This window comes from Aurantimonas sp. NFXS3, assembly GCF_049132005.1.
Taxonomy (GTDB): domain Bacteria; phylum Pseudomonadota; class Alphaproteobacteria; order Rhizobiales; family Rhizobiaceae; genus Aurantimonas; species Aurantimonas coralicida.
The window spans coordinates 78,071-100,383 of sequence record NZ_JAGDDZ010000009.1 but is presented as its reverse complement, the minus strand read 5'-3'; the positions used below and the strand labels follow the sequence as shown (position 1 = coordinate 100,383).

Sequence of the window (22,313 nt, the reverse complement as noted above, 5' to 3'; positions counted from 1 at the left end):
CGATATCCTCGCGTGCAGGATCGGCGATCTCGACCAGAGCATCCGAGATGGCGCGCAGCATCTCTGGCGGTTCATGGTCAGGCGGAAAGAGGCAGAGGCAGGGTGACGCCTCGGCCAGCATCTCGGGAAGACGCGGAAGCTCGAATGGATAGCCGTGCTCGAGCCGGCTCTCGGACGTTGCCGTCAAAACGGTGATCGTCAGGTATTGATCGAGCCATGCGGCGCGGATCGACGCCTTCACCGCTTGCCGCGCCGTGTCGAGCCACTCAGACGAGAACACCCTGACGGTGATGAGGAGCGTCCGCTCCCCTCGCGAGCGTGTGGCGGCCGCCACGTTGCCGTCGATGGCATCGAACAACAGGCGAGCGGACGGGCTCAGTGCCGCGACGATCCGATCCCTGTGCGAGCCCGAATCCGCGATGTCGTCCAGTTCGCCTTGCATGACGTATTGTTCCCTTCGCGCGCGCTCGCGCAGCTGTTCGAAGCCTGTTCGCAGATTTGTCGGCATCGGAGCCTTCCTCGCGTCTTCGGGCCGGTCGGCACGGCACGCCGGTTGCTGTGATCGGAGAGGGAGGAGAGCGCTGATGGCAGCGCCCTCCCCTCTGGTGTGACGGCACATCACGCAGTGCTATCCGGTGGCGCCGTTGGTCACGGCGTCTGCCTCATCCGGATGCGTCGTAACTGCTCGAGATGATCGGCAAGGACAGCGGCCGCTGGATCATCGACCTGGCGGAGCCGACCGATCAGCGGCGCGATCTCGCCGCGCGCCGCTCCGGCGCGGCTGCGGCGGATGGTGTAGGCGACCAGGGTGGACGCCGGCATGGCGCAGATCCGCGCCGGCACCGCGGCCGGATCGCGCCCCCGCCTCTCGCGCGAACCCTGCCGGTCGTATCGGGCAAACGGCACCACGGTCATGTCCGGCCCCGTTTCCGGGAGCGGCTGCTGCTTCCAGACACCAGTGCCAGCCGACGGCGTTCATGCGGACCGATCAGGCGCTGCGGCAGACGGGGAGCGCAACCGACCGACCTGACGGACCTGACCGTGAGTTCCCTTGGTGCTGGACCATCGCTCTCGGTCCATTCGTCCGAGCCGCCTTGTGTCACATCCGGCGTGTCGAAGAGGTGGCCGGCCAACCGCTGCATCTCGGCCCCGTAACCGGTCTCGATGGTCCGGTTGAACAGCTCGATCAGGGGCGTGATGGGGACATCGAAGAACGCATCGATGCCGGCACCGGACACAGAGCGGTCTTTCGCAAAGCCGGCAGCACCCGCGAGATCGATGATCCCCCATGACGCCGAAGCGATCGAGACCTTCACGCGGCGAAGGGCGGCGGGAGCGGTGAGCGCGCAGGCAGCCATCGCCGTGCACAGATCGAGGCGCGCCCGCGAGGAGTAGAGGGCACTGCCGCGCTTGACGTCGAGCAACGTCGCATGGCCGGTGGTCCGGTCGATAACGATGAGATCGACCGCAAGGTACCGGACGGGTCGCTCCTCATCGCCGAGGACGACATTCCTGGCCGTCTCCTGGTCGCCGATGGACAGCGCGGTTGCTGTGATGGGCAAGCGCGTTTCCTGGAGCACCTTCAGCCGCGGATCGGCTTCGAGACCGATCGCGATGACGCCCGGCAGCGCCTGCCCGACGCGGGTCGTGACCGAAAGCCCGAAGGCCTGCAGCGGCGTCCATGCACCGAAGCATGGATCTTCGGGAGTCGGGCTTGCAGCGGCGGCGGCCGCCTTCGCGACGATGTCGAGCGCCAGGGAGCGCACGCGCGCTTCCGGCGTCGACGCGGTGCGGGGTTCATCCTTGGCCTGCTGGGAGCGGCGGCCGTCTGGTTTGCTGGTTCCAAGTTTGCTGGTTCTGGGCATAGCGGTTCCTTCGCGTCCGCGATGACGATCGGCGGACGACGTGTCTGGAATGATGAGATGAGCGAGAGCAGCGCCGATCGACACGTGACACGTGACGATCGCGCGTCGGCCACCCCGCATGGCGGGATGGTCAGCGTCGGCTGTCTAGGCGGAGGTGACGATGATGCCGAACGGGCCAGCGTCGACCCTGCAGATCACGCGGATCCGCGCGAGCCTGGTCAGCAGACCGTCGTCGATAACGCAGCCGGGGGCATTGATCCCCTCGGGCGGGACCAAAAGCAGCTGCCTGTCGCTGAGCGTCTTCAGCAGCCACCGTGTTGCGGTGATCTCGCTGGCGGAGAACACCGGGCCGAACGGTGTGGAGACGGTCGCGGCCGCTCGTGCTTCGGGGATGCGCTCATCAGGGACAGAACGCGGAGCGGCCGCCGGCGAGCGTTCCAGTTCGCAGGGAGCGTTGGCCGGGATTGCCCTGCCCTTCGAGACACTGGGCACCGCCGCGCCGACAAATGCTGCCGGGACGACCGGCGGCTCAGCGCACGGATCAAAGCGATTGTGCTGCGCAAAGGCCATGCCGGCACGCAATGCGGCATGGCGCGAGACCTCAGGCCTTGGCGCCAGGCTTGCCTGATGCTGAAGGGGCGGACGGATGGACGTGATAGGGGTATTGCAAGACGCACGGGTGCGCGGCATCACGGTGTGAGCCATTCTGATCTCCTCACTCGAGTCAGTGATGGTCAGGCTGCTGGGTGGAGTTGACGCTCCCCCGGTAGCCGCCCTCTAAGCGCTACCTGCATTCCGACCGATGTTGCGACCGCGTGATTGCGGGCGTATCAGCGATATTGGCGCGTAATCGTGGATGACAAGTAAATTCCACTCGCAATCGAGATACTACGGTAAACGTTCGGCATTTGAGTAACATTTTACCGAGCAAACCGCTCACAGGCGCTCGAATAGATGACGCAGCCAAATTACGATCTGCCCGCAATAATTTAAATTTATGATAAATTTTATTCGCTAAGATAATATCGACATGTAACTGTCCTGACGTTGCGGTGCATTCGTTCTGCCGCCACTTATCTCGATATCAATGATTCTAGAATGTTCTAGAATCGGGAATTGTGATGAGGAGTAACAACTTGGCAACATGCGATGAGGCGGCTACGGTTCGCACTGATTACATTGCGGGAGCGGTTGCTGGCCGCCCGATCAGGAACAGGGAACTACGAGCTGCTGGCCTCAAGGATGTACGCGCCTGGATCCGCGCTCCGCGGGATGCTCGCGTTCCCACCAAACAGAGCGAAGCCCCGCCCAAGAAGCGGCAGCTCAATCTCTATCTTACCAATGATGACGACACGCGCCGGACCGCCAAGGCGGCCGCGATGCTGGTCGACCGATCGGCCGCCGGTCGCGAAATCATCGAGGCTGTTGTCACGGTTATGGAGCACTCAGTCTCAGCTGAACGGAACGCCTCCGTCGAACCTGCCCAGAGCATACGCCCCGAGACGCTGAGAGCACTCGCGGCGGATCAGGCTCTTGCCGACGTGGTCAATTGCCTGGCAGCGATGCCTGATGAGCAACGAGCCGGTACGCTTGCGCTGATAGCGAAAGTCGTGCGCCACGATCTCCGGGTCACCACCGGTCTTCGGACGAGATTGAGACTGGCCTGGAGTTTGATCAGAGGGGCATGAGCGGCGTCGCGGATCAACTGCTCAACAGGATGCTGATGCTTAAGCTGGCGCGGTGCAAGTTCATCCGGCGCCGGGAGAACGTCATCGCTCTCGGCAACTTCGGCGCCGGCAAGAGCCATGCCGGCTCTCATCTATATCGGTGCCGCCCGTCGCCGAGAATGCGACTGCCACGCTGAGTGCGCTGCCTGGATATTTAAGCAGCGCATGGGCTTCCGTAGCGACATGTGCACTGAGGGGCGCTGGGGTTTTGAGTCATCGCCTGTCTCGCGGCTCTCGGGAGCATCCTCGGCGCGCTTGCGGATTCCGACGATGTCGCCCGGTCATTCCGATTTCATGTCGCCCATCATTCCGGGATGATGTCGCCCGGCTTTCCGAGCGCTGCTGACGTATGATTTTCCTGTCACCGCGAGCGGCGTCGGTCAATCGCGCAAAGCGGATTTCAGTCGTGTGCGTCGCATGCTGTCGCCGACGAGTTCGATGCGGTGCGCGTTGTGGACGATCCTGTCGAGGATGGCGTCGGCATAGGTCGGATGGTCGATGACTTCGTGCCAGCGGTCCACGGGGATCTGGCTGGTGATGACGGTCGACTTTCGGCCGTACCGATCCTCCAGGATCTCGAGGAGGTCATGGCGGGCGGCATCGTCGAGCGGTTCCAGGCCCCAGTCGTCGAGGATCAAGAGCTGGGCACCCGAGAGGGTGCGCATGATCCGGGCGTATCGACCATCGCCGCGGGCGGTGGCGAGATTGGCAAAGAGCTTGGAGACACGCTGATAGAGGACGGATCGGTTGTCGCGGCAGGCGCTGTGGCCGATGGCGGACGCCAACCAACTCTTCCCCACGCCGGTCGGGCCGGTCAGGATCAGATTGTCGTGGGCGGCGATGAAGTCGCCGGTGCACAGTTTCTGGAAGAGAGCGCGGTCGAGACCGCGGGGTGCCTTGTAATCGACATCCTCGACGACGGCCTGATGACGCAGCTTGGCGTATCGAAGCCGGGCCGCCAGGCGCCGGTCGCGACGATGGCTGACCTCACGCTCGATCAGAAGACCGAGCCATTCGGGATGGGTAAGCCTTGCGACCTCGCTCGATGCCTCGATCTCGGCGAAGGCCTCGGCCATGCCGGCGAGGCCGAGTTGGCCGAGCTGTTCGAGGGTGGGATGGGACAGCATGACGATCTCCTATTGGTAATAGCGGGGGCCGCGGATGTTGGGGTGAAGGATCGGTGCGGCGTCCGGTCCAGGTTCCTGTCTCTTCCCGGCCTGCGTCGGCGGGACTTGGTCGAGGCGCTTGTCGAGGATCGAGCGGACCGAGCCGTAGGACAGGGCGCCGATGTCGATCGCTCGTGCGGCGGCGGCTTCCAGGCGCGAAGGTCCGAAGGGCTTGGCCAAGCGCAGGATGCCGATGCAGGCGCGGAACCCCTGCTCGGGATGGGACCGCCGTTCCAGGATGAGGTCGCACAGGATGGCGGTGACGGAGCCGACGCGGGCGGCCTCCTTGCGGATGCGCTGATGGTCCAGTCGCCATGCCGGCGATGGCTGGAGGGCATGTGTTCGCGGACCGTGGTGTGACCGCCATTGCCGCTCGAGCGCAGATGCGCGGCGACCCGCTCGCCTCTGGCGAATATCTCGACCGTGCGGGCGGTGATGCGCGCTTCCACCTCCTGGCGGGCCAGGCGGAAGGGGACGCTGTAGAAGTGCTTCTCGACCTCAACGTGATAGTCGATGCCGACGCGCCGGATGCGCCATTCGGCAAAGACGTAGGGCTCGACTGGCAGCGGCTTCAGCCGCGGCCGATCGAGTTCCTCCAGAAGCTGACGCAGGGTACGGCCGAGACGGCGGATGATGCGCTCCTCGTTCAGGCGCCTCATCAGGTCGGTGATCGCGGCGTTCAATTCGGCCAGGCTGTAGAAGATGCGGTGCCGCAGGCGTCCCAGTAGCCAGCGCTCCACGATCAGGACGCAGCCCTCGACCTTGGCCTTGTCGCGGGGCTTTCTTGGCCGTGCCGGTAGAACCGCCGTGTCGTAGTGCGCCGCCATGGCCGCATAGGTGCGGTTGATCTGCGGATCATAGAGGCAGGCCTTGATCACCGCGACCTTGGTGTTGTCGGGCACCAAAAGGTTCGGCACGCCGCCGATCGCCTCAAAAGCTCGGCCATGGGCGCCGATCCAGTCACCCAGCGCCTGGCTCCAGGTCGCCTCGCCATAGCTGAAGTTCGAGGCACCCATCACCGCCACGAAGATCTGCGCCCGCCGCACGGTGCCCTTCAGTCGATCGACGACGACGGGCACCGTGTCGCCCGCATAGTCGACAAACAGCTTGTCGCCGCCGACATGGGTCTGGCGCATCGTCACCGACAAGCGCCGCTCGAAGCCGCGGTAGAGATCGCAAAAGCGCGAGTAGCGGTACCCGTCGGGATGGGCTTCGATGTACTCGTCCCAAAGAATCTGAAGCGTCACGTGCTTGCGCTTCAGCTCCCGGTGGATCAGCGCGAAGTCCGGCTCGGTTCGCCGCCGGTGACCCTGCTTCGTGCCGACATGGCTGAAGAGCCTCGCCTCTAGCGCTGCTTCGCTCAGATCCGCGACGGCAGCCTCGTCGAGTCCGGCCTGCTCCAAACGCTTCATCGTCAGGCGCACAGTCGACGGCGCGACCCCAATGCGGACCGCGATCTCCCGCGCCGATATCCCCGCCGCCTTCATTCGAACGACGTCTCGAACCTGCCGCATGGCAGTCCTCTCCGCTGGCATCGGCCTCTCCTTCGGCAAGCCAAAGAAGCGACCCTAAACAGGCCAGCAGCACCCGCCCCACCCGGGCGACTTCATCTCGGAATGGCGGGCGACTTCAATTCGGAACGGTGGGCGACTTCAATTCGGAACGGTGGGCGACATCATCTCGGAAGCGTGGGCGACATCAGTCGGAATTCGCACGCGCTCCTGCTGATCGTGACACCGGGCGACGCGTTCCTCTGGATCCTGCCGTGGCTCCTGTTGCTGGCAACTGCAATCTTCGCGACCGGTCCGATGCTACTGAATGTCCTGCAACAACGTGGCGCGGGCGCGGCGGGTCCCGTCCTGTCCGACACAGCGATCTTCGCTGTGTCGGTCTATGGCGGGTACTTCAACGGCGGCCTTGGGATCATGCTGCTGGCCACGTTCGGCCTGTTGGGGCACGTGGACCTGCACGGCATGAACGGGTTGAAGAACGTGCTGTCTGCATTGCTGTCGCTGATTTCGGCCGGCGCCTTCGTCTGGGCCGGGCTGATCTTCTGGGAGCAGACTGCCGTCATGGCTTTGAGCGCGATGGCGGGCGGCTATGCCGGCGCTCGGCTCAGCCGCCGGATCGTGCGCACCGATCTCCTGCGTGGGTTTGGTCGGCCCCCACCGGGTGGTCCAAGGCAAATCTTAGTTCATGAGCGGCCTTTGCGCCAAGGCTGGCGTGGCCGGCGAAGCTGGTCCGGGTGGCGAAGACGGCCATTGCAGAACCTGCGGTGCCGGCGGGCGGTAGCTTAATGCCGAGTGCGGACGTGCCGTGTTGTAGTGGCGGCGCCAGCTTTCGATCACGACCTTGGCCTCGGCCAGCGAGTAGAAGATCTCGCCGTTCAGGAGCTCGTCCCGAAGTCGGGCGTTGAAGCTTTCACAGTAGCCGTTCTCCCATGGGCTGCCCGGCTCGATGAACGCGGTTCTGGCACCCACGGCGACGACCCATTCCCGCACTGCCTTGGCGATAGATTCCGGCCCATTGTCCGAGCGTATATGGTCGGGCACGCCGCGCAGGATGAACAGGTCGGTCAAGGCGTCGACGACACTGATCGAGTTCAGCTTGCGATCGATCCGGATCGCCAGGCATTCCCGGGTGAACTCGTCGATGATGTTCAGCATGCGGAACTTGCGCCCATCGTGGGTTCGGCTCTCGACGAAGTCGTAGGACCAGACATGGTCGCGATGCTCCGGCCTTAGACGGACGCAGGATCCATCGTTCAGCCAGAGCCGACCCTTCTTCGGCTGCTTGTGCGGCACTTTCAGCCCCTCCCGTCGCCAGATGCGCTCGACCCGTTTGACGTTCACCGTCCACCCGGCCGCATGCAGCAACGCCGTGATCCGGCGATATCCATAGCGGCCGTACTGGGTGGCGAGCGCGATGATGTCGGCGGTCAACGCCGCTTCATCAGATCGACCAGTCGGCGTCTTGCGTTGCGTCGAGCGATGCTGGCCGAGCACACGGCAGGCAAAGCGTTCGGATACCTTGAACATCGTCCTGACATGCTCGATGCAACGCCGACGGCGGGAAGGGCTCAGAAGTTTCCCGACGCGGCCTCTCGAAGGATCAGCTTCTCCAGGGTCAGGTCGGAGACCGCCTTTCGAAGGCGCTCGTTCTCCTTCTCAAGGTCCTTCAGGCGCTTGACCTGGTTGCCCTTCAGACCGCCGTATTCCTTGCGCCAACGATAATAGGTGAACTGCGTCACGCTGATCGCGCGCACGGCTTCTGCAACCGATCGCCCCTGCGATACCAGGACATCGACCTGCCGCAGCTTCGCGACGATCTCTTCAGGCTTGTGCTTCTTCTGCGGCATGCTCTCGTCCTCCAATGGCTCGAAAACCATACTCCAAGGAGGACCACTTCAATGGGGGCAGACCACGCCGAATGCCTACAGAGAAATGTTCTAACGTCAGAGTTGGCTCATGAGAGCGCCCGATCGCAAACGAACATATAAATACTGCAGACGTTTCTGTCGGCCGGCCCCCTCCACGGAGACCACGTCACCGAGCAAGCGGGCCAGCGCATTGCTGATTTCAGCAATTACCGCAGCGCTATGCAGCGGGAGCGTGGCCAGCGCGCAGTCGAGTAGAATATCACCCAGCCGATCAAGTGTCGCGAGGTTCAGGTCTTGCACCGCACGGGCGAGCCAGATTGCATCGATGCGCGGATTGGATCGCAAAAACAAGCTCGCACGCAAAAAGTCGGTGATTGCGAGCTCGGCATCTTCCCAGCGATTGCCAATCAGCCGATTAAAAACGGGACGTAAAGTCGAATCCGCGCGGATCCGCTCGCTGAATTCACGTGCAAATGCATCGAGATCGGCGTCATCGAAATAAATCGACGGGGCAAAGGGCGAGCATGGCATAATGAAGGGCCTTGTTGCGACGGCCGCTAAAACAATCACGCAATGCCTAATGCAGTTAGCTCACATGCGATTTGCGTTCGATCAAATCCCCTGGCAATCCCACGCTTACAGCTTTATAGTCTTTCTGGCGCTTCTGATCCGCAGGCCAGACTATGTCGACATAGTTGAATTCTGCTGGGTTTTGAAACACCGAGGTGTCCTCAACGCCCTTTTCGCCGCGGCTCTGACTTGCAAGGTGCCGTCCGCAGGACGAGTTCGACATTCGGAGGATTCTCGCCATAACTCGGCTGGTATAGTCCGACCGACTGATCCCAACGTTCCGGCACTAACGCCGGATCGTCAATCCCACATGCTCTGGCTTTAGATTGATCATTTCCCGCCTCCGCACCACACTTGTCGACAGGAGGCTTTCGCCAAAAAATCGCGGTCCACCATCGGTTAGCCAATCTTGGAATGAAGCCGCTCGATTTCCGCCTCCCAACTAGCTTTGACGGCTAAGGCCTTGCTCGAAAAGAGCCCCGACCTTGCCCCCATTGCGTGCTTCTGCCAAGCGTTGATCATGACTAGGGATGCTGTGCTCGGCGGCGGTACTGCTGCCGATGTCATCTCACCGCGGATGGCTTCCAGTGTCACCTTCGGCTGGATATGGTTCGTACGTGGACCTGCTCATTTCAGCAAACTCTATCGAGCGGTTGGGTACGCGTAGTTTCGGATGGCGGAGGCTTATTCGCTGCGCCATCAAAGTTTGCGAGGATCGATACCCAACCGAGAGAGCTCCCGCTTAACCTCGGACTGTAGGAGCCGCTTTCTTCGCTGTCGCTCCGATTGCTTCCCACCATCGCTGCGTGATTCGAACTGCTCCAGCGGAAGATGATCAGATCCCCGCGGTTTCCGGCATCGATCGGAGGAACGATCGACACCTTATCGCGCCGGCCGCTAGCAGTTGGGCGCTGTTGCGCCGGTTCTGATGGAGTTCTGTCTCTCCAAGATCAAGGTAGCAATCGAGCAGAAGCTCGGATAGCGGTGCCAGGTGTTCGGACACCTGCGGTGGGACTCCCTGGAGCAGAAGGCGCGATTTCTTGAATGGGGCTCGCGCGGTCGTCGATGATCGCTCGCGCGCTTCTGCCGCCAGATGTTCGAGGCTCGCCGCGTCGGCTCCGAACGCAGTCGAAGACGCGTCCGCGAGCATGTCTGCCAGACGTCGTTCGAGTTCGGGAAGATCGATCACGGGCGCGGGCGGCGCGTCACGCTGTTCGTGAAAGGCCCGCCGCCTTTCGCGCCGAAGAGTAGTCAGATGACCCATCTCCTCCCGTGCCATCTGCTCGGCAGCCTCTTGGACCTGAGACTCGTCAGCGTGCGCCGCCACGTAGGTCCAGAAAAGGAAGGCGCGCTCCTCGTTCCTGACAGCCATGGAGAATGCCCGATAAGCGGTGAGCAGTGCGGGCGCGACGGTACCTGCGCCTTCGTCATCGAAGCTGCCGGCCGGATCCCATTGGAGGTGGGAAAGGTCAGGTTCCTTCTTCGTGACCTGTTCTGACCACCGCACGACGTTGCCCAGATGCCCGCTTTCTTCTGCCACCAGCCGCTGGAACACCGCTTCCATCTCCGGCCTACCTTCCTGACGCATGAGGTCGGCCAGCCTGGAATAGCCATCGATCGCCTCCTGCTCCATCGCGTAGGCAACTGCCAGGAGCTCGTCCATGGACGTCACAGCCGCGAAGGGTTCTGACTTCAGTAGAGACATGTGCGTGGGGCTCCAGTTCCGATAGCCCATGAACCTACCGCCAGATAACACACCGCAGTTTGCGCTAGCGCAAAGATACCGGCACCGGAACTGCTACTTACTGCGCATCACGGCAGAAATGGGCAACGCGTCGCCTATGCGCCAGAGTTCGGAGTACGCAGTCATCATCGGTCTCGCCTGGCGCCCCCATGAACTCTGGTTAGCGTTCATCGCCGCCGCTTTCGCTGCCATTCTTATCTTGGCTGGTTCGGCTCCTGCTTCAGCAACAGGAAGATTGCCCGAATTCCTGCAGCAGACCCAGCCTGCCGAGATAATCGAAGGAGCCGATCGCTTCGGCGAGTTGCAGGGTGACGCGCCCATCGCCCCCGTCTATCGCGGCGACGAGCTTGCCGGGTACGTCTACCTCAATACGGATTTTACCAGTTCCGTCGGCTACTCCGGCAAGCCGATCCACATCCTGGTCGGCATCGACGCGGCCGGTATCGTCCAAGGCTATAAGCTGGTGGAACATTCCGAACCGATCGTTCTCATCGGCATTCCGGAAGAGAAAGTCGTCGACGCCCTCAACTCCCTGATCGGAAAGGATCTGGGGCGCGTGGCTGCAGGAGCCGAAAGGCACCCGCCGGTCGACATCGTCAGCGGCGCCACGGTGACGGTGCTGGTCATGGGCGACAGCATCGTGCGGTCCGCGATCAAGCTGATCCGCAGCGGCCGTCTGGGCGAGCGCGTCGCTGACACCGTAACACCGCAGCAGCATCGGCTGGCGCGGGTGGTCGATCTGTCGAAGCAGGAGGTCCGCGACTGGCAGAGCCTCCTCGGGGACGGTTCTGTCCGCAGCCTGCGCCTCACGGTCGGAGAAGTGACCGAGGCTTTCAGGCAGGCAGGTCAGAGCGAAGCTGCAGAAAGGCCCGAAAGCCAGTCGCCCGAGGACCTGTTCATCGAACTTTACATCGCGCCGGTGAGCGTGCCGACGATCGGCCAGAGCCTTATGGGGGAGCGCGGCTACGAGCGCCTTCAGCAGAAGCTGCAGGATGGCCAACAGGCGATCATCGTGGCGGGTGACGGTGCCTATTCCTTCAAGGGCTCGGGCTACGTCCGCGGCGGCATCTTCGATCGGATCGAGCTGCTGCAGGACGGCGATGGCATGCGCTTCCGGGACCGGAACCATACCCGCCTTGGCGATCTGGCGGCCGAGGGCGCGCCGCGGCTTCGGGAAATCGCGCTGTTCGTCGTCCCGGCGGATTTCGATTTCGACGTCACCGAGCCATGGGAGTTGCAGCTTCTCGTCCAGCGGAGCTTCGGCGCGCGCGACAAGGCGTCCCTTCCGTTCAACGTCGGATACTCGCTGCCCGAGCAGTATGTCAGCCAAGAGGCCGTGGCCCAGGAACCATCCGGTGCCGAGGTGATGCGGGAGGTGCCAACCGATCCTGCAGCAGCCAGTGGCGGCCAGCCCGAGATCGAAGAAGACGTGCTTTGGAAGCGCATCTGGGAAATGAACACCATCGCCGTGGGCATCACGGTGGCGGCACTTCTCGTGCTGACGTCCATCTTCTTCTTCCAGGACTGGCTCGTGCGGCGCCCGAAGCTTTATACATGGGTACGCCGCGGCTATCTCCTGTTCACCCTCGTCTGGCTGGGCTGGTATGCCAATGCGCAGCTTTCCGTCGTCAACATTCTGACATTCGCGAACTCCCTGATGACCAGTTTCAACTGGGAGTTCTTCCTTTCGGCGCCACTCATCTTCATTTTGTGGGCGGCTGTGGCGGCAGGCCTGCTTTTCTGGGGACGCGGTCCTTTCTGCGGCTGGCTGTGCCCCTTCGGCGCGCTGCAGGAGTTGACCAATAACCTCGCTCAGGCATTGAAGGTGCCGCAGATAAAGGTGCCGTTCGGGCTGAACGAGCGGCTGTGGCCGATCAAGTATATCATCTTTCTCGGACTGTTCGGCCTGTCCTTCTACTCGCTGGCTCTGGCTGAGGTTCTTTCCGAGGTCGAGCCGTTCAAGACGGCCATCATCCTCAAGTTCGCCCGCGACTGGCCTTTCGTCGTCTTTGCCCTGACGCTGCTCGCGGCCGGCCTCTTCATCGAGCGCTTCTACTGTCGCTACCTCTGCCCGCTGGGCGCAGCCCTCGCCATCCCTGGCCGCATCCGCATGTTCGAGTGGCTGAAGCGCTGGCCCGAATGCGGCTCTCCTTGCCAGCGCTGCGCCAAGGAATGCCCCGTTCAGGCCATCCACCCTGAGGGTCAGATCAATGTCAATGAATGCATCTACTGCATGCATTGTCAGGAACTCTACCACGACGATCACCGCTGCCCACACATGATCCAGGTGCGCCTCAAGCGGGAAAAGTTCCAAGCCCTGTCTTCCCCCGCCACCCGCGGCGGCGGTCCCACGAAACCAGCCATCTCCCACAAGGGAGTTCCCGTCGAGCGACCCGACACCGTGTCGAGGCCGACGACCTAACCCGTACCCCAGGAGGGTTACAATGCCACAGGAAGAAACCGGAAAAGGCCTGAGCCGCCGCCAGCTGCTAGGCACCACCGCGTTCGTTGCCGCTGCCGGGGCCACCGGCATGACGACCGGCCTGACGTTCGGCGGCGGAGCGGTCAGCCCCGCGGCGGCGCAGGAAGGTGCGCCCGGCGGAACATATGAGGTCAAGCCCGGCGAACTGGATGAGTACTACGTGTTCTTTTCCAGTGGCCAAACCGGCGAGATCCGAGTGGTCGGCGCGCCGTCCATGCGTGAGATGATGCGCATTCCGGTCTTCAACCGCTGCAGCGCCACCGGATGGGGTCAGACCAACGAGAGCCGCAAGGTGCTGACCGAAGGCCTGCTACCGGAGACGGTGGAGTTCCTCAAGGACCAGGGCGGCGTCTACCACAATGGCGACCTGCACCATCCCCATCTGTCCTTCACGGACGGAACCTATGACGGTCGCTACCTCTACGCCAACGACAAGGCCAACACCCGCGTCTGCCGGATCCGCCTCGACGTAATGAAGTGCGACAAGATCATCCAGCTGCCGAACCAGCACACCGTCCACGGCCTGCGTGTCCAAAAGTACCCGAAGACGGGATACGTCTTCTGTAACGGCGAGGACCGGGTGCCGTTGCAGAACGACGGCACCACGATGAACGACAAGAGCACGTACCGGGCGATCTTCACCGCGGTCGACGGCGAGACCATGAAGGTGGCCTGGCAGATCATGGTCGACGGCAATCTCGACAATGTCGACGCCGACTACCAGGGCAAGTACTGTTTTGCGACCTGCTACAACTCGGAAGAAGGCGTGAACCTCGCCGAGATGATGGCAAGCGAGCAGGACTGGATCGTCATTTTCAACCTTGCCCGCATCGAGGCGGCCGTTGCGAACGGCGAGTTCGAGGAGATCAACGGCGTGCCTGTGCTGGATGGCCGCAAGGGATCTCCGCTAACGCGCTATGTCCCCGTCCCCAACAGTCCGCACGGGATCAACACCGCGCCGGACGGTATCCACGTAGTAGCAAACGGCAAGCTGTCGCCGACCGTCACCGTGTTCGACGTCCGGAAGTTCGATGACCTCTTCGACGACAAGATCCAGCCGCGCGACACGGTAGTCGCCGAGCCGGAGTTGGGACTTGGACCGTTGCACACGGCCTATGACGACAAGGGCAACGCCTACACGACGCTCTTCATCGACAGCCAGATCTGCAAGTGGAACATCGAGGACGCCAAGCTGGCCTTCGAAGGTGAACAGGTCGACCCCATACGCCAGAAGCTGGACGTCCACTACCAACCCGGCCATAACCACACCTCCATGGGCCAGACCAAGGAAGCGGACGGCAAATGGCTGATTTCGCTGAACAAGTTCTCCAAGGATCGCTATCTCAACGTCGGTCCCCTCAAGCCGGAGAACGATCAGCTGATCGACATCTCCGGCGACGAGATGGTCCTCGTGCACGACAACCCGACCTTCGCCGAGCCGCATGACGCGACGCTCGTGCACCGGTCAAAGATCGATCCAGTGCACGTCTGGAGCCGCGACGATCCGTTTTTCGCCGATGCCGTCAAGCAGGCGGCCGCCGACGGTGTCGATCTTACGTCCGATTCCAAAGTCATTCGCGATGGCAACAAGGTGCGGGTCTACATGATCTCAATCGCGCCCGCGTTCGGCCTCGAGGAGTTCACTGTCAAACAGGGTGACGAGGTGACGGTCTACGTCACCAATGTCGACGAGGTGGAGGATCTGACCCACGGGTTCAGCGTCGTCAACTACGGCATCAACATGGAAGTCGCGCCGCAGGCGACCGCTTCGGTCACCTTCAACGCGAGCAAGCCAGGCGTATACTGGTACTACTGCTCGTGGTTCTGCCATGCGATGCACATGGAAATGAAGGGCCGCATGTTCGTCGAGCCGCAAGCGGTCTAGGCCGGTGGCACGTTTCGTCACGATCATTGTGGGCATGGCGGCGTTGATCGCCGCCATGCCCGGTGCGCCCGCCTGGGGCGACGTCATCCGGATGGCACCCGGTGCGGGCCTGCAGGCCGCGATCGACGCCGCATCGCCGGGCGACGTCATACGGCTGGGCGCAGGCAGGCATGAGGGCCCTGTCACCCTCGCCAAGACCCTGACGCTGGAAGGCGACACAGGCGCAGTCCTTTCCGGAAACGGGAGCGGCAGCGTCATCACCATAAGCGCGCCTCGGTCGATCGTCCGGGGACTGCAGATTACCGGATCGGGGCGTAGCCTCTCGGAGATGGATTCCGGCATTTTCGTCGCGCAGTCGGCGAGTGGCACCCGCGTCGAGAGCAACGAGATCCTCGGCAACCTCGTCGGCATCTATCTCCACGGGGCGGAGGACTCGCTCGCGAAGGGCAACAGGATCGTCGGGCTTCGCGAGGGCCGGACCAGCGAGGCCGGCGACGGCATTTCCCTGTGGAATGCGCCGGGCGCCCAAGTGATCGGGAACGACATCAGCTTTGGCAGAGATGGGATTTTTACAAAGACTAGCAAAGACAATGTCTTCAAGAGTAACCATTTCCGCAATCTGCGCTTCGCAATCCACTACATGTACACCAATGACAGTGAAGTAATCGACAATGTCTCTGAGAACAATTCGATCGGCTATGCGATCATGTATTCGCGGAACCTTCACATCGAAGGGAACGTCTCGGATGGCGATCGTGACTACGGCCTCATGCTGAACTATGCGAATGGCTCCGTGATCACTGGGAATACGGTGCGTGGACGAATGCAGCCGGCGCAAAAGTGGACAGCGGCCGGCCGCGTGAGCGGTGCCCACGCGGTTCCCGGTGCGGCGCCGGAAGATGGGGCGACGGATGAGGCGGGCATGCGGCTGGGACCGGAAAAGTGCGTGTTCATCTACAATGCGAACAAGAACGCGTTTCACGACAACCTGTTCGAGGGATGCGCGATCGGAATTCACTTCACGGCGGGCTCGGAGGGCAATGCCATCTCCGGCAATGCCTTCGTCCGGAACCGGATACAGATCAAATATGTCGGGACCCGCGACCTTGACTGGTCCGCCGAAGGCGTGGGCAACTACTGGAGCGACAATCCGGCCTTCGATCTGGATGGAGACGGTGTCGGCGACAATCCGTACCGGCCAAACGACCTGATGGATCAGGTCCTGTGGACCTCGCCGCAGTCGAAAGTCCTCATAAACAGCCCTGCCGTCCAAGTCTTGCGATGGGCGCAGACCCAGTTCCCGGCGCTGCTGCCCGGCGGCGTGGTGGACAGCCGTCCGCTGATGGCGCCCCCTGCCCGGAGCATCGGCCATGACTGAGACCGTCTGCATCACCTCCGTCAGCAAGTCCTACGGTAAGGTATCTGCCGTGACGGACATCTCCTGTAGTTTCCACGAGGGCGAGACGATTGCGCTCGTCGGGCACAACGGCGCCGGCAAGACGACCTTGATCAAGCTGATGCTCGGGCTGATCCGGCCGGATTCGGGCTTCGTCAGGGTTCTCGGAGAGGACCCGGCTGCAGGCGAGTTCGCCGCACGGCAGAAGCTCGGCTATCTGCCGGAGAATGTTTCGTTCAACATGGCGCTGACCGGACGCGAGACGTTGGCCTTCTATGCGCGCCTGAAACGGGTGGCGGCAGAGAGCGTGAGGCCGCTGCTCGAGCGTGTCGGCCTGGCGAACGCTTCGGACCGCCGCGTCGGCACCTATTCCAAGGGCATGCGCCAGCGGCTGGGTCTGGCCCAGGCGCTGCTCGGACACCCCAGAGTGCTTCTCCTCGACGAGCCGACGACAGGGCTGGACCCGGCGCTGCGGCACATCTTCTACGAGATCATCGGGGGATTACGTGCCGACGGCGCTACTGTTCTGCTCTCGTCGCACGCGCTGACCGAGTTGGAGGGCAAGGCCGATCGGGTCGTGATCGTCAACCGCGGTGCCAAGATCGCCGACGGAAGGATCGACGAGCTTCGGCAGATCGCGCAGTTGCCGACGCGCATACGGGTGAGGCTCGCCGACGGTGCCGCTGGCGCCACGAACGGCTGGACGGATCGCACCGGCGCATGGAGGCGGATCAACGGCCACATGCTGGAGATCGACGCCAGCCCCGCAGACAAGATCTCGCTGCTGAAAAGCGCCGTGTCCTGCGATGCCCCCGTCGCCGACATCGATGTCGTGCCGCCGTCGCTCGACGAACTTTACGCGCATTTCCTTGCCTCGGGGGAGCCAGGTCGATGAGGAACATCCTTCTTGTCGCCCACAAGGAAATTCAGGAGGGGCTCCGCAACCGCTGGATCCTTGCCACGACACTGCTTTTGGCTGCCCTGGCCCTGACACTGACATTCCTGGGCAGCGCGCCGACTGGGAATGTCGGCGCCGGTGCGCTTGACGTGGTCATCGTGAGCCTTTCCAGCCTCACGATCTTCCTGGTCCCGCTGATCGCGCTGCTGATCTCGCACGACGCCATCGTCGGAGAGATGGAACGTGGCACAATGCTTCTACTCCTCAGCTATCCGATCGGGCGCTGGCAAGTCGTGATGGGCAAATTCGTCGGGCACGTCGCCATCCTGTCCTTCGCGACGCTCATCGGCTACGGCGCCGCCGCGGCGGCGCTGGCTGTAACGGGCGTATCGAGCGACTTCGCGAGCTGGACGGCATTCATGTCGATGATTCTCTCGTCGATCCTGCTCGGCGCGGTGTTCATCGCAATCGGGTACCTGATCAGTGCTCTGGTCGCAGAGCGCGGCACGGCGGGCGGCATTGCCATCGGGGTCTGGCTGTTCTGCGTGCTCATCTACGACATGGCGCTGCTCGGCGTGCTCGTAGTCGACCAGGGACGGATCGTTGGCGGCGGGCTCCTGAGCGCGCTGCTGCTGGTTAACCCGACTGACGCCTACCGCCTGCTCAACTTGGGGTCGGAGAGCGTCAGCGCCCTGTCCGGCATGGGCGGCGTTGCAGACAACGCCGCTCTCGGAGCCGCCACGTTGATCACCGCCCTGCTTGCCTGGACCTTCGTGCCGCTGGCGGCCGCGGCCGTGGTGTTTTCGAGGAGAGAGCTGTGAGACTAATTGTTCCCGTGGCGATCGCTGCCGTCCTGACGATTGCAGGATGCAATAACGAAGCAGAGACGCGGATGCCGAAGCCGGTGGCGATGACGGAGGCCGCGATCGGACACTATTGCGGCATGAACGTCTTGGAGCATCCCGGGCCGAAGGGTCAGATCATGCTGGGCCCCAACCCAGAACCGGTGTGGTTCTCCTCGGCTCGCGACCTCGTCGCCTTCACCATGCTGCCGGAAGAGTCGAAGAACATTTCTGCCCTTTACGTTTCGGACATGGGCAAGGCCGCCAGCTGGGAGGAGCCGGGCGCGGAAAACTGGGTCGAGGCGCGACAGGCCTTCTACGTCATCGGGAGTTCGATGCGCGGCGGCATGGGCGCGCCGGAAACGGTTCCGTTCGCGTCGGAGGCGGCAGCTGCCGCGTTCGCCGACCGGAACGGGGGTGAAATCGTCGAATTCGCGGAAATCCCTACCGACTATGTCTTGGGTACGGAAGACTTCGCCGTGGATGACGATACATTGCCCCAAACATCGGATTCAACGCAGTAGGAGCCATGTCATGGTCCGACCTCTTAGCCGCCGCCGTTTCATTTCCATCACTGCTTCTGCCGTTGGGCTGGGACTGCTTCCGCTCGGCGCCAGTGCCAAGCTAGGCGTGGAAACGGTAACGTGGGAGGGAGAGGCGTTGGGTGCATCAGCATCCATGACTGTCCACCACACCGACAAGGTCGCGGCCGAACTGCTGGTAAGGCAGGCCCATGCCGAGTTGTCGCGCCTGGAGCGGATCTTCAGCCTCTATCGAGACGACACGGCGCTGTCGGAACTCAATAGGACAGGCGTCCTCGCTGCGCCTCCGCGCGAGCTCGTTGAAATTCTCGGGAAGGCCCGGATGATTTGGGAGCAAACCGGTGGCGCGTTCGATCCGAGCATTCAGCCTTTGTGGAGCCTTCTCGCGCGACATTTCGGGGGCGCCGACCCCGACCCGTCCGGCCCTTCCGAAGAACGGTTACGGAAAGCGCTAGATCTTGTCGATTATGGCGACGTGCTTGTCAGCGGGGATAGGATCGCTCTCGGTCGACGCGGCATGGCGCTCACTCTCAACGGCATTGCGCAGGGGTTCATAGCGGACAGTATCGTAGGTGTCCTTCGCCGGGGCGGCGTGGCGAACAGCCTTGTCAACATGGGCGAGATTCGCGCTCTCGGGTCCCGGCCCGACGGCAATCCATGGAGGGTGGGTGTCGGGTTCGATGGACACGGAGCGGCGCACCAGCACGTGCTCGAGATCGCCGACAGGGCCGTCGCAACATCCAGCCCCGACGGTTACCGCTTTGCCGACGGGGGACGCTTCAACCACATTCTCGATCCCCGCAGCGGGCTCGGTGCGAGCCTGTACTGCATCATCTCGGTCATCGCTCCGGACGCCATGACCGCCGATGCGTTCTCCACCGGGTTCAGCCTCTTGCCACCAGAACGTATTCAGAAGATTGCGGCCGCTCGGCCGGGGCTACAGGTCAAGCTCCAGGAGAACAGCGACGCCGGGTCGGTGCTGGAGTTCTGAAGTTTCTGACCGCGCCATGGCCTTCTGGCGCCATGTCATGTGACACGCGCCCAGAACGCAATAAAACCTGCCAGTCGCTCGCCTGAGCAACAGGTCGTCGTTCGCGAGGCCGCACGTTTCGGCCCAAGCGACCAGCCGAGGCATTCCCGGTGCCCCGCTCCGTCGCGCCCGCGCGAACTGCGATGTTGGCGAGGCGCCGCGCTCGATCGCGATCCATGGGATGAACCGACCGGGCTGCCGCCCCCGTACCCCCGCCGAATTTTCACCCGCCTCCGACCGCCTTGGCACGACATCCTCGCGATGTTTGTTGTCCAGCAAAGAACGACGTCTTCGACCGGCCTAGACATGTACTGGCAAACAAGAGGTCGGAAAGAACCGTGTCATGAACGTCCGGAGCATGCTTCTCACAACCGCAGCCGCTGGCGCCCTTGCCCTGAATTTCGGGTTCACGGGCCTGGCTCTCGCGGATCCCGCACACCAGCATGTCGCGGAGCTCGGAAGTCATGACGCGCCTGTCGACATCATCCGGCAGGCGACGGATCTGCCGACGGTGATCGACGACCGAGAGCCGGAGACGGTACGGGTCAGCCTAGAGACGGTGGAAGTCATCGGCAAGCTTGCCGACAACACCAGCTACCACTACTGGACCTTCAACCGAAAGGTTCCCGGGCCGCTCGTGCGGGTACGGGTCGGCGACACGGTCGAAGTGTTGCTCAAGAACCATGAAGACAGCATGGCCATGCACAACGTGGATTTCCACGCTGTCACCGGCCTTCACGGGGGCGGGCATGCTACGCTCGCCGCACCCGGCGAGAAGAAAGGGTTCACCTTCAAGGCGCTGAAACCGGGCCTCTACGTCTATCACTGCGCCGTCGGTCCGGCCGCACAGCACATCGCCAACGGCATGTACGGAATGATCCTCGTCGAGCCGGAAGGCGGCCTGCCTCCGGTCGACCATGAGTTCTACGTCATGCAGGGCGAGCTCTACACCGAGGAGGCTTTCGGAACGGCTGGCCAGTTGACCGAGAGCTACGACAAGCTGATGGACGAGCGGCCCGAGTACTACGTCTTCAACGGCGCTGCCGAGGGCCTGACCGGCGACAATGCGATGAAGGCCATGGTGGGCGAGACCGTGCGCATCTACTTCGGTGTCGGAGGCCCCAACAAGACGTCGAGCTTCCATGTCATCGGCGAGATCTTCGACAGGGTGTATGATCTCGGATCGCTGACGGGAACGGTGCTGCCGGACGTACAGACGATCAGCGTACCTCCCGGCGGGGCTGCCGTGGTCGACTTCAAGGTCGAAGTGCCGGGCGAGTATCTGCTGGTCGATCACGCCTTGTCGCGGGTGGGTCGAGGTCTCGTCGCCAAGCTGATCGTCGATGGACCCGAGCAGCGCGACATCTACCGCGAAGGCGTCGATCAGATGCTCGGCCAGCTGACGCAGTAGCTGACATCGAAGAAGGTTGAAGATTGGGCGGCTCGTGAGCCGCCCAATCTTCGTTCACGCCCTCGTCTTTCTGAAACACGCGAAACAGGAAAAGCCTGATGGCTGCACTGTCCACCTCCGCGTCCGACCGTTCCGCGCCCCGCGCGGCGCTGAAGTCGGGCGACCTCTCCCGCGACGGCCGAGGAAGGATCCGGTCGATGCCGCCGATCCTGCACTACGGCTTCAGACCCTTCTTCTTCCTGGCTGCGCTCCACGCGGGGCTCGCGATCCCGCTCTGGCTCTGGGCCTTCTTCAGCGGCGTCCAGTTCGGCGGTCCCTTCGAGGGCATGCAGTGGCACGCGCACGAGATGCTGTTCGGCTATTTGAGTGCGGTCCTTGCGGGCTTCATCCTGACCGCGATTCCCAACTGGACCGGCCGGCTGCCTCTCAGTGGGCTGCCGCTGCTGGCGCTTGTCGGCCTATGGATTGCCGGAAGGGCAGCCTGCCTGTTCTCGCCCGATCCCTGGCTGGCTATGGCGGTGGACCTGACATTTCCTGCAGCTCTAGGCTTCGCCATCTGGCGCGAAGTTCTCGCAGGGCGGAATTGGAAGAACGCGCCGGTCGCGGCGATGTTCACCGTACTGGGGCTGGCCAACGCCGTCGACCACTTGGGGAACATGGGCATCGGGCCATATGGTCTCGGTCAACGTTTGGCCCTCGCCGTCGCGGCAATCCTGCTCGCGCTCATTGGTGGACGGATTGTGCCCAGCTTCACGCGCAACTGGTTGGTCAAGGAAGGAGCTATTCGGCTGCCATCGCCCTTCGGCGGACTCGACAAGGCTGCCCTCGCGGTAACGGTCGTCGCGATGCTGGCATGGGCCGGCTTGCCGCAAACGCCAGCAGCGGGCGTTGCGCTGTCCCTGGCCGGTCTCCTGCTCGCGGCAAGATTGACGCGGTGGCGCGGCATGGCGACGCTAACCCAGCCGATCCTGTTCGTTCTCCATCTCGGCTATGGGTGGCTTTCCCTTGCACTCGTTCTCATGGGCATCAGCCAGATCGTCGCTTTCCTGCCGGCTTCAGCTGCGCTCCACGCCCTCACGTCAGGCGCCGTTGGATCCATGACGCTCGCGGTCATGACCCGAGCGAGCCTTGGCCACACAAGACGGGCGATCATCGCCGACCGCTCCGTCGTCGCGATGTATGGATTGGTATCCATTGGGGCCGGTCTGAGGGTAGTCGCGCCGTTCGCGGGCGACTGGTATACCACGGCGCTCGCTTTGGGCGGAGCGCTCTGGTGTTGCGGCTTCCTGCTGTTCGCCGTCCGCTTTGCGCCGATACTCTGGGGGCCCCGCGCCGGCGCTTGAACGCCGTGCGCCCTCTTCGTCGTCGCGGATGGA

The 22,313-nt window shown here is 62.9% G+C and carries 18 protein-coding genes and 3 pseudogenes; 12 read left to right on the top strand and 9 right to left on the bottom strand.

Annotated elements, in window-relative coordinates:
- From J3367_RS20095 to J3367_RS20080, 4 genes and pseudogenes are all read right to left on the bottom strand, one after another.
- Nucleotides 1-508 (bottom strand): annotated as a pseudogene (locus tag J3367_RS20095) (hypothetical protein); the annotation flags it as partial.
- 140 nt (nt 509-648) lie between these two features.
- Nucleotides 649-915 (bottom strand): hypothetical protein, encoded by a 267-nt coding sequence (locus J3367_RS20090; RefSeq protein WP_421462403.1) that lies wholly within the window; start codon nt 913-915, stop codon nt 649-651.
- On the bottom strand, nt 912-1,865 hold the full coding sequence (locus J3367_RS20085; RefSeq protein WP_421462401.1) for a hypothetical protein: 954 nt from the start codon (nt 1,863-1,865) through the stop codon (nt 912-914). Before J3367_RS20085 ends, J3367_RS20090 begins: the two co-directional genes overlap by 4 nt.
- 144 nt (nt 1,866-2,009) lie before the next feature.
- Entirely contained in the window at nt 2,010-2,570 is a 561-nt protein-coding gene (locus J3367_RS20080) for a hypothetical protein (protein WP_421462399.1), read from the bottom strand.
- Between the two features lie 416 nt (nt 2,571-2,986).
- Between J3367_RS20080 and J3367_RS20075 the strand changes: the two genes are divergently transcribed.
- Nucleotides 2,987-3,553, top strand: a complete 567-nt coding sequence (locus tag J3367_RS20075; protein ID WP_421462397.1) for a hypothetical protein — start codon at nt 2,987-2,989, stop codon at nt 3,551-3,553.
- Nucleotides 3,554-3,573: 20 nt separating this feature from the next.
- Nucleotides 3,574-3,672, top strand: a pseudogene (locus J3367_RS20070) (ATP-binding protein); the annotation flags it as partial.
- 300 nt (nt 3,673-3,972) lie between these two features.
- On the opposite strand, the gene istB reads toward J3367_RS20070, so the two are convergent.
- Nucleotides 3,973-4,719 carry an IS21-like element helper ATPase IstB gene (gene istB, locus J3367_RS20065; protein ID WP_421462395.1) on the bottom strand — a complete coding sequence of 249 codons (747 nt, stop codon included), beginning with the start codon at nt 4,717-4,719 and terminating at the stop codon, nt 3,973-3,975.
- A 9-nt stretch (nt 4,720-4,728) separates the two neighbouring features.
- Nucleotides 4,729-6,272: pseudogene (gene istA, locus J3367_RS20060) on the bottom strand (IS21 family transposase).
- A gap of 102 nt (nt 6,273-6,374) precedes the next feature.
- On the opposite strand from istA, the gene J3367_RS20055 reads away from it, so the two are divergent.
- Nucleotides 6,375-7,055, top strand: a complete 681-nt coding sequence (locus J3367_RS20055) for a sulfite exporter TauE/SafE family protein (protein WP_421462393.1) — start codon at nt 6,375-6,377, stop codon at nt 7,053-7,055.
- Here the strand turns inward: J3367_RS20055 and J3367_RS20050 are convergent.
- From J3367_RS20050 to J3367_RS20040, 3 genes are all read right to left on the bottom strand, one after another.
- Nucleotides 6,948-8,116 (bottom strand): IS3 family transposase gene (locus J3367_RS20050; RefSeq protein ID WP_421462391.1). Its coding sequence is split into 2 segments (ribosomal slippage): nt 6,948-7,852 and nt 7,852-8,116, totalling 1,170 coding nucleotides; the frame shifts between segments, so codons are not numbered across the junction. The two genes, J3367_RS20055 and J3367_RS20050, sit on opposite strands and share 108 nt — an antisense overlap.
- 96 nt (nt 8,117-8,212) lie before the next feature.
- Nucleotides 8,213-8,668, bottom strand: a complete 456-nt coding sequence (locus J3367_RS20045; protein ID WP_421462389.1) for a hypothetical protein — start codon at nt 8,666-8,668, stop codon at nt 8,213-8,215.
- An 874-nt stretch (nt 8,669-9,542) separates the two neighbouring features.
- Nucleotides 9,543-10,412 carry a ferritin family protein gene (locus J3367_RS20040; protein ID WP_421462387.1) on the bottom strand — a complete coding sequence of 290 codons (870 nt, stop codon included), beginning with the start codon at nt 10,410-10,412 and terminating at the stop codon, nt 9,543-9,545.
- Between the two features lie 28 nt (nt 10,413-10,440).
- Here J3367_RS20040 and J3367_RS20035 point away from each other — a divergent pair, with 28 nt between their 5' ends.
- The 9 genes from J3367_RS20035 to J3367_RS19995 all read left to right on the top strand — a co-directional run bounded on the left by J3367_RS20035 (nt 10,441) and on the right by J3367_RS19995 (nt 22,280).
- Nucleotides 10,441-12,873, top strand: coding sequence for a 4Fe-4S binding protein (locus tag J3367_RS20035; protein WP_421462385.1), 2,433 nt, complete (start codon nt 10,441-10,443; stop codon nt 12,871-12,873).
- Nucleotides 12,874-12,895: 22 nt separating this feature from the next.
- A complete protein-coding gene (gene nosZ, locus J3367_RS20030) occupies nt 12,896-14,818 on the top strand; it encodes a TAT-dependent nitrous-oxide reductase (RefSeq protein WP_421462383.1) in 1,923 nt (640 codons plus the stop codon).
- A gap of 34 nt (nt 14,819-14,852) precedes the next feature.
- Nucleotides 14,853-16,196, top strand: coding sequence for a nitrous oxide reductase family maturation protein NosD (locus J3367_RS20025; protein WP_421462416.1), 1,344 nt, complete (start codon nt 14,853-14,855; stop codon nt 16,194-16,196).
- The gene (locus tag J3367_RS20020) at nt 16,189-17,109 is read left to right on the top strand and encodes an ABC transporter ATP-binding protein (protein ID WP_421462381.1); all 921 of its coding nucleotides are present in this window, start codon (nt 16,189-16,191) and stop codon (nt 17,107-17,109) included. The genes J3367_RS20025 and J3367_RS20020 overlap by 8 nt, the downstream gene beginning before the upstream one ends.
- Nucleotides 17,106-17,933 (top strand): ABC transporter permease, encoded by an 828-nt coding sequence (locus J3367_RS20015; RefSeq protein ID WP_421462379.1) that lies wholly within the window; start codon nt 17,106-17,108, stop codon nt 17,931-17,933. Before J3367_RS20020 ends, J3367_RS20015 begins: the two co-directional genes overlap by 4 nt.
- Complete coding sequence (locus J3367_RS20010) at nt 17,930-18,478, top strand: nitrous oxide reductase accessory protein NosL (RefSeq protein WP_421462377.1); 549 nt, start codon at nt 17,930-17,932, stop codon at nt 18,476-18,478. The genes J3367_RS20015 and J3367_RS20010 overlap by 4 nt, the downstream gene beginning before the upstream one ends.
- A 10-nt stretch (nt 18,479-18,488) precedes the next feature.
- A complete protein-coding gene (locus J3367_RS20005) occupies nt 18,489-19,487 on the top strand; it encodes an FAD:protein FMN transferase (protein WP_421462375.1) in 999 nt (332 codons plus the stop codon).
- Nucleotides 19,488-19,884: 397 nt separating this feature from the next.
- Nucleotides 19,885-20,937, top strand: coding sequence for a copper-containing nitrite reductase (nirK, locus tag J3367_RS20000; RefSeq protein ID WP_421462373.1), 1,053 nt, complete (start codon nt 19,885-19,887; stop codon nt 20,935-20,937).
- A gap of 98 nt (nt 20,938-21,035) precedes the next feature.
- Nucleotides 21,036-22,280 carry an NnrS family protein gene (locus tag J3367_RS19995; protein WP_421462371.1) on the top strand — a complete coding sequence of 415 codons (1,245 nt, stop codon included), beginning with the start codon at nt 21,036-21,038 and terminating at the stop codon, nt 22,278-22,280.
- Nucleotides 22,281-22,313 lie beyond the last annotated feature (33 nt).

Bases quoted from the DNA above. Each gene is read 5' to 3' on its own strand.
- istB (WP_421462395.1), bottom strand. From the start codon at position 4,719: ATGCTGTCCCATCCCACCCTCGAACAGCTCGGCCAACTCGGCCTCGCC.
- J3367_RS20045 (WP_421462389.1), bottom strand. From the start codon at position 8,668: ATGCCATGCTCGCCCTTTGCCCCGTCGATTTATTTCGATGACGCCGAT.
- J3367_RS20015 (WP_421462379.1), top strand. From the start codon at position 17,106: ATGAGGAACATCCTTCTTGTCGCCCACAAGGAAATTCAGGAGGGGCTC.
- J3367_RS20075 (WP_421462397.1), top strand. From the start codon at position 2,987: ATGAGGAGTAACAACTTGGCAACATGCGATGAGGCGGCTACGGTTCGC.
- J3367_RS20080 (WP_421462399.1), bottom strand. From the start codon at position 2,570: ATGGCTCACACCGTGATGCCGCGCACCCGTGCGTCTTGCAATACCCCT.
- nirK (WP_421462373.1), top strand. From the start codon at position 19,885: ATGCTTCTCACAACCGCAGCCGCTGGCGCCCTTGCCCTGAATTTCGGG.
- J3367_RS19995 (WP_421462371.1), top strand. From the start codon at position 21,036: ATGGCTGCACTGTCCACCTCCGCGTCCGACCGTTCCGCGCCCCGCGCG.
- J3367_RS20035 (WP_421462385.1), top strand. From the start codon at position 10,441: ATGAACCTACCGCCAGATAACACACCGCAGTTTGCGCTAGCGCAAAGA.
- J3367_RS20055 (WP_421462393.1), top strand. From the start codon at position 6,375: ATGGCGGGCGACTTCAATTCGGAACGGTGGGCGACTTCAATTCGGAAC.
- J3367_RS20025 (WP_421462416.1), top strand. From the start codon at position 14,853: ATGGCGGCGTTGATCGCCGCCATGCCCGGTGCGCCCGCCTGGGGCGAC.
- J3367_RS20020 (WP_421462381.1), top strand. From the start codon at position 16,189: ATGACTGAGACCGTCTGCATCACCTCCGTCAGCAAGTCCTACGGTAAG.
- J3367_RS20090 (WP_421462403.1), bottom strand. From the start codon at position 915: ATGACCGTGGTGCCGTTTGCCCGATACGACCGGCAGGGTTCGCGCGAG.
- J3367_RS20005 (WP_421462375.1), top strand. From the start codon at position 18,489: ATGGTCCGACCTCTTAGCCGCCGCCGTTTCATTTCCATCACTGCTTCT.
- J3367_RS20085 (WP_421462401.1), bottom strand. From the start codon at position 1,865: ATGCCCAGAACCAGCAAACTTGGAACCAGCAAACCAGACGGCCGCCGC.
- J3367_RS20040 (WP_421462387.1), bottom strand. From the start codon at position 10,412: ATGTCTCTACTGAAGTCAGAACCCTTCGCGGCTGTGACGTCCATGGAC.
- nosZ (WP_421462383.1), top strand. From the start codon at position 12,896: ATGCCACAGGAAGAAACCGGAAAAGGCCTGAGCCGCCGCCAGCTGCTA.